We start from the raw sequence: 3976 nt of genomic DNA, 5'->3' as shown, positions 1-3976 counted from the left end.
CGTTGTCCACCAGTTTCGCCATGGCCCACAGCAGGTTGGCGATATGCTGAGGAGTAAATTGGTCTTTTTGTGCATTAACATGGGGCAACAACACCGCCACGACCTCGTTGAGTTCTGGTGTCCGCTCTTGCCCTTTGTCCACCAGTTTTGCCATGGCCCACAGCAGGTTGGCGATATGCTGGGGAATAAATTGATCTTTCTGTGCATACATGTGGGGCAACAGCGCGGCCACAGCATCTTTGATCTCCGGTGTTTGCTCCAGCTCGCTGTCCACCAGTTTCGCCATGGCCCACAGCAGGTTGGCGATTTCCTGTGGGTTAAAGTTAACTTTCTGTGCGATCACGTGGCGCAACAGCGCGGCCACGGCTTCTTTGAGCTCTGGTGTCTGCTCCTGGCCGTTGTCTACCAGTTTCGCCATGGCCCACATCAGGTTGGCGATTTCCTGGGCATTAAATTGGTCTTTCTGTATATTCACTTGGGGCAACAACGCGGCCACGGCCTCGTTGAACTCTGGTGTCCGCTCCTGCCCGCTGTCCGGCAGTTTCGCCATGGCCCACAGCAGGTTGGCGATATGCTGAGGAATAAATTGGTCTTTCTGTGCGTTTACGTGGGGCAACAGCGCGGCCACGGCCTCTTTGAGCCCTGGTGTCTGCTCCTGCCCGTTGTCCACCAGTTTCGCCATGGCCCATAGCAGGTTGGCGATACCCTGAGGAATAAATTGGTCTTTCTGTACGTTTACGTGGGGCAACAGCGCGGCCACGGCCTCTTTGAGCCCTGGTGTGCGCTCCTGTCCGTTGTCTACTATTTTCGCCATGGCCCACAGCAGGTTGGTGATACCCTGGGCATTAAATTGGTCTTTCTGTACGTTCACATGGGGCAACAACGCGGCCACGGCCTCTTTGAGCCCTGGTGTGTACTCCTGTCCGTTGTCTACCATTTTCGCCATGGCCCACAGCAGGTTGGTGATAGCCTGAGGAACAAATTGGTCTTTTCGTACGTTTACGTGGGGCAACAACACGGCCACAGCCTCTTTGAGCTCTGCTGTGCGCTCCTGCCCGTTGTCCACCAGTTTCGCCATGGCCCACAGCAGGTTAGCGATTTCCTGAGCACCAATATCACTGGCTTCAGGTTTTTGGTTGCAGTTAAATATTATTGCATCAAGCAGCGTTGACAATAAGGCAGCTTGAGTGTGTTTAACATGCTCATCCCCGGGTTTATGAGGGGTAAAAACACCTGCTGAAGTGAATGAATGAAGTGTTGTCGTCAGGCTTCGCCAATTCCAGCTTCGCGTTGCGGTAAAATTTTGCAGCAAACGTATCAGCTGGCTTTGTTCTGCTCGATTTAACGGTCTTTTAGCAGCTGACGTGTATTTCTTAATTGAACTGGCATATTGCCCGTGATTTCTCCCATCATAGCGATGACCGAAACGATCCGATTTACTCACCAGATCATTCATTACTTCCTGTTTGATGAGGGCATTAAAATCCTGAGTCGGGTTGACAGAACGGCGCACTAGATATTGAGAAGAGCATGGGCCTGAAGAATGGTAAAATTGATTGTGCCACGGGGTAGAATGGGGGGGATTATCTTGATGTCTGACTGTACACAGTCTATACCGTCCACGCCTTGAAGCAGCAGAGTCATCCGGCTGGTTGTAATCACTACCTGGTCTTGCGTATTTATCACTGATACCGGCAGAGCTTCTGTCCATAATTATATTTCATCAATTCATGAAAATATAAAAAGCAGACTGCTTTTCTGCCCAGAAGTTCATTTTGCGGGAAAGTTTACTTGAGTCATGATGGGAGAAAGACGATTACTGGCTGCTTGTTTTCTTCCTCTTTGCTGAGTTGGTTTGCTCTGCTAAATGTTCTTCGGCAGTAACGTATGCAGCACCTGCCCACCCTCTTTTAAGTGATACCGAGCTATGATCCTGTGGCGGGATGCTTACCCTGATCTTTATTTGATCAATATATGGTTTCATTAAATCTTTGTTTAAAAGCTGGTTAGCCGGGATTTCAATGACCTCAAATCCTGCTTTTTGCAACAGTGCGATTTTCAGCAGAGTCGAACCATTCCTGGTTTTGAAATCACCACCCACGTAATGAGAGGGGCCCTGAACTTCAATAACAATGTTGTGATCTGTCAGAAGCAGGTCAACCGGAGGTAATGAGTTCAGCCTCTTTTCTTCTTCGATCTTCAAAGATGGAATAGATGACTGGAGTTGATCACGGAAGTCGGCCTGGGTTTTTGAAATGGTTGTCTGGTAATGGCGGACGACCGGACAGGCTCTGCCAAGCCAACTGGCAGCCATGATCATGATTGATTGATCTTCTTCATTATCTGGCGAGGTATTTTCCAGGCGAATCAACAGCTCATCCATGTGCTTTTCAAGCACGTTACTTTTATTGGCATTGGAGTCTGGAGACAACCTGGCACAGCATACCATTACGGCCCAGAGAGACATCGATATCTCTTGCTGAGAAAACTGAAGGTTCTCACTGATTCGATAGACGAGCGATTCGAACGTAGAGGTCGCCAGGTTCAGCTCAACGAGTTCACCCAGTTTGGCCGTGGCCCACAGCAGGTTGGCAATATCCTGGGCATTAAATTGGTCTTTATGTGCGTTAACGTGGAACAACAACGCGGCCACAGCCTCGTTGAGCCCTGGTGTCTGCTCCTGTCTGTTGTCCACCAGTTTCGCCATGGCCCAAAGCAGGTTGGTGACACTCTGGGCATTAAATTGGTCTTTCTGTCTGTTCACGCAGGTCAACAGCGCAGCCACCGCTTCGTTGAACTCCTGTGTCTGCTCGTACCTGTTGTCCACCAGTTTAGCCATGGCCCACAACAGGTTGGCGATATGCTGGGGAATAAATTGGTCTTTCTGTGCATTCACGTGGGGCAACAGTGCGGCCACAGCATCTTTGAGCTCCGGTGTTCGCTCCAGCCCGCTGTCCACCAGTTTCGCTATGGCCCACAGCAGGTTGGCGATTCCCTGGGGATTAAATTGGTCTTTCTGTGCGCTCACTTGGGGTAACAGTGTGACCACCGCCTCTTTGAGCCCCGGTGTCCGCTCCAGCCCGTTGTTCACCAGTTTCGCCATGGACCACATCAGGTTGACAATGCCCTGGGCATTAAGTTGGTTTTTCTGTGCGTTCATGAGGGGCAACAGGGCGGCCACGGCCCTGGTTGAGCTCTGGTGTCCGCTCCAGCCCGTTGTCCATCAGTTTTGCCATGGCCCACATCAGGTTGGCGATTTCCTGGGCATTAAATTGGTTTTTCGGTGCGTTCACGCGGGGCAACAGCGCGGCCACGGCCTCTTTGAACTCTGGTGTCCGCTTCTGGCCGCTATCCACCAGTTTCGCCATGGCCCACAGCAGGTTGGCAATGCCCTGGGCATTAAGTTGGTGTTTCTGTGCGTTCACGTGGGGCAACAGCGCGGCCACGGCCTCTTTGAGCCCCGGTGTCAGCTTCTGCCCGTTGTCCACCAGTTTCGCCATGGCCCACAGCAGGTTGGCGATACCCTGGGCATTAAATTGGTCTTCCTGTGCGTTCACGAGGGGCAACAGCGCGGCTACGGCCTCGTTGAGCCCTGGAGTGTGCTCCTGCCCGTTGTCCACCAGCTTCGCCATGGCCCAAAGCAGGTTGGCGATAGCCTGAGGAATAAATTGGTCTTTCTGTACGTTTACGTGGGGCAACAACACGACCACAGCCTCTTTGAGCTCTGCTGTGCGCTCCAGCCCGTTGTCCACCAGTTTCGCCATGGCCCACAGCAGGTTGGCAATATGCTGAGGAATAAATTGGTCTTTCTGTGCGTTCACGTGGGGCAACAGCACGGCCACGGCCTCGTGAGCCCTGGTGTTAGTTCCTGCCCGTTGTCCACCAGTTTCGCCATCGCCCACAGCAAGTTAGTGATTTCCTGAGCACCAATATCACTGGCTTCAGGTTTTTGGTTGCACTTGAATATTATTGCATC

General features: G+C 51.9%; 3 protein-coding genes. All 3 read right to left on the bottom strand.

The genetic code is table 11. The features are described from left to right. Positions 1 to 1711 (bottom strand): DUF1601 domain-containing protein (locus tag J7439_RS24970; RefSeq protein ID WP_209204765.1); only part of this gene is annotated, 1711 nt, incomplete at its 3' end. A gap of 105 nt (positions 1712 to 1816) precedes the next feature. Beyond that, positions 1817 to 3181 (bottom strand): RAP domain-containing protein, encoded by a 1365-nt coding sequence (locus J7439_RS24965; RefSeq protein WP_209204764.1) that lies wholly within the window; start codon positions 3179 to 3181, stop codon positions 1817 to 1819. Then, a complete protein-coding gene (locus tag J7439_RS27395; protein ID WP_209204763.1) occupies positions 3135 to 3902 on the bottom strand; it encodes a DUF1601 domain-containing protein in 768 nt (255 codons plus the stop codon). The genes J7439_RS24965 and J7439_RS27395 overlap by 47 nt, the downstream gene beginning before the upstream one ends. Positions 3903 to 3976: the final 74 nt, after the last annotated feature.

The sequence above is a fragment of the Salinisphaera sp. G21_0 genome, assembly GCF_017744115.1.
In the GTDB taxonomy this organism is placed as follows: Bacteria; Pseudomonadota; Gammaproteobacteria; order Pseudomonadales; family Endozoicomonadaceae; genus Endozoicomonas.
This window is presented reverse-complemented; position numbering and strand designations above follow the sequence as displayed.